This window comes from Moorena sp. SIO3I6 (assembly GCF_010672095.1).
This window is the reverse complement of sequence record NZ_JAAHHU010001209.1, coordinates 1-1,553: the sequence shown is the minus strand read 5'-3', so window position 1 is coordinate 1,553 and position 1,553 is coordinate 1. Positions and strand designations below refer to the sequence as shown.

General features: G+C 42.2%; 3 protein-coding genes. 1 reads left to right on the top strand and 2 read right to left on the bottom strand.

The features are described from left to right. Positions 1–61: 61 nt before the first annotated feature. On the bottom strand, positions 62–184 hold the full coding sequence (locus F6K49_RS47760) for a hypothetical protein (RefSeq protein WP_293109593.1): 123 nt from the start codon (positions 182–184) through the stop codon (positions 62–64). Positions 185–210: 26 nt separating this feature from the next. Between F6K49_RS47760 and F6K49_RS47755 the strand changes: the two genes are divergently transcribed. Continuing rightward, complete coding sequence (locus tag F6K49_RS47755; RefSeq protein WP_293109591.1) at positions 211–453, top strand: hypothetical protein; 243 nt, start codon at positions 211–213, stop codon at positions 451–453. Here F6K49_RS47755 and F6K49_RS47750 read toward each other — a convergent pair. After that, positions 444–1,220, bottom strand: a complete 777-nt coding sequence (locus F6K49_RS47750) for a hypothetical protein (protein ID WP_293109589.1) — start codon at positions 1,218–1,220, stop codon at positions 444–446. The two genes, F6K49_RS47755 and F6K49_RS47750, sit on opposite strands and share 10 nt — an antisense overlap. Positions 1,221–1,553: the final 333 nt, after the last annotated feature.

Below are 1,553 nucleotides of genomic sequence, written 5' to 3'. Positions count from 1 at the left end.
CATTTGACAACTGATTTAGGATTCCTAATATAGCCACTAATTGCATTATAGTGGTTTTTAATTAGGTGAGGTACATGTTTTTAGGGAGTAGGGAGCAGGGAGCAGGGAGCAGGGAGCAGGGAGCAGGGAGCAGTGAAGTCAGAAGAGGTAAGAGGTAAGATGGTAAAAATCCTGTGTACCTCATTAGACTAAAATAAACTATATTGTTCGATGACCAAATGGCTTATTGATGCGGTCTCTCATGCTTTTGGGGCTGTGTGGGGAAGCAAGTTGGGCACGCAGCCCCGTGAAAACCACGCCAGTGAGGTCTTGGGGCTTACCCCCAAAACCTCACTGCATCGCTACTCCCTGATCCGAAGTTCCCTACTCCCGACTCCCGACTCCCTACTCCCGACTCCCTACTCCCTAAAACCTAGGACGAAAGTACCTCACCAAATGCTATATTATCGGTAGTAAAATTCAAAATCTTTTAATGCTGCTACCCTGGCTCGATTAAAATTATAGTGATAGCCCAGTTTGCGTTTCAGGGAATCCCAAAACGTTTTCTGTGTTTTCTCATGAGAAGCATCCAGATGTTTCTTGACTTCATTAATCCTGTCCCAGCTAGAACTTCTGGTAATAGTCAATCCTGCCTTAGCAGCCGCCAGTCCTAAGATAATGCCTTCGCCACCATGAATACCTTTTAACTCAAAATAGCGCCCGATCATACCCCATTGTTTAATAAATTCTTTTTCTTTGCCACCATCTCTAGAAACAAACACTAAAGATTCTCCTATATAAATTGCCTTGTCTAATGGGATATCTAACTTAGAGGCTATCTGTTTAAGGGGCTTTAATCTTTCCGGATTATACTTTTCTACATGCTTGACAAGATTTGCTTGATGTCCTGCTGTAATTCCGGGCAATACTTCAATGGTTTCAGGTAAGCTACCTACAATCCTGGTGTCAGCATCAATTTGTATGGCTACACTAAACCTTGACAAAGCCTTCTCAACCTCAAAACGTTTGTCATGATAACAATGAAGAATTCCTGTTTGCTGGTGTTTAAACGCTGAAACGTTCTTACAGTTATTAAAATCGTTGACATCATCTGTGGCAACTATTAATAATTTTCCTGGAGCATACTTTTCTAAATCTCCTGCTAGTTTTTTGGCAAGAGAGCGATACTTACTACGGAGAGCTAAAGTACAGAAGCAAAAATCTTTTTCTGGCTTAATCATAGTCTTCTCCAAAAATCGTTTTTTTCTTCCTATCTCTGGGTGCGCCTTCCCTTGGCGACAGAACATCGCCCCTTATCGCACCACTTTCTCAATCCAGAGTCTGAGCTGAAACTTATCCAGCTGATTTTCCGACTGCCAATCACCATGTAATGGCTTCAATAGTCGTGGCTGAAGCTATAGTCTCAAGCTCTAGCTACCTGAGCTATCTCAGGAGAGCTTACTTATATAATTCCCAGAAATATAAAGCTAGTCACAGTATTGATAGCAAAAGTCCCATCAATCTGGACTATCAGTCGATTAATAGAGGTCGGACGAGCAAACGTCTCAACTCCA

What these genes read in the sequence shown, in the direction of transcription:
- F6K49_RS47760 (WP_293109593.1), bottom strand. Translation starts at nt 184, where the DNA reads ATGAGGTACACAGGATTTTTACCATCTTACCTCTTACCTCTTCTGACT.
- F6K49_RS47755 (WP_293109591.1), top strand. Translation starts at nt 211, where the DNA reads ATGACCAAATGGCTTATTGATGCGGTCTCTCATGCTTTTGGGGCTGTG.
- F6K49_RS47750 (WP_293109589.1), bottom strand. Translation starts at nt 1,220, where the DNA reads ATGATTAAGCCAGAAAAAGATTTTTGCTTCTGTACTTTAGCTCTCCGT.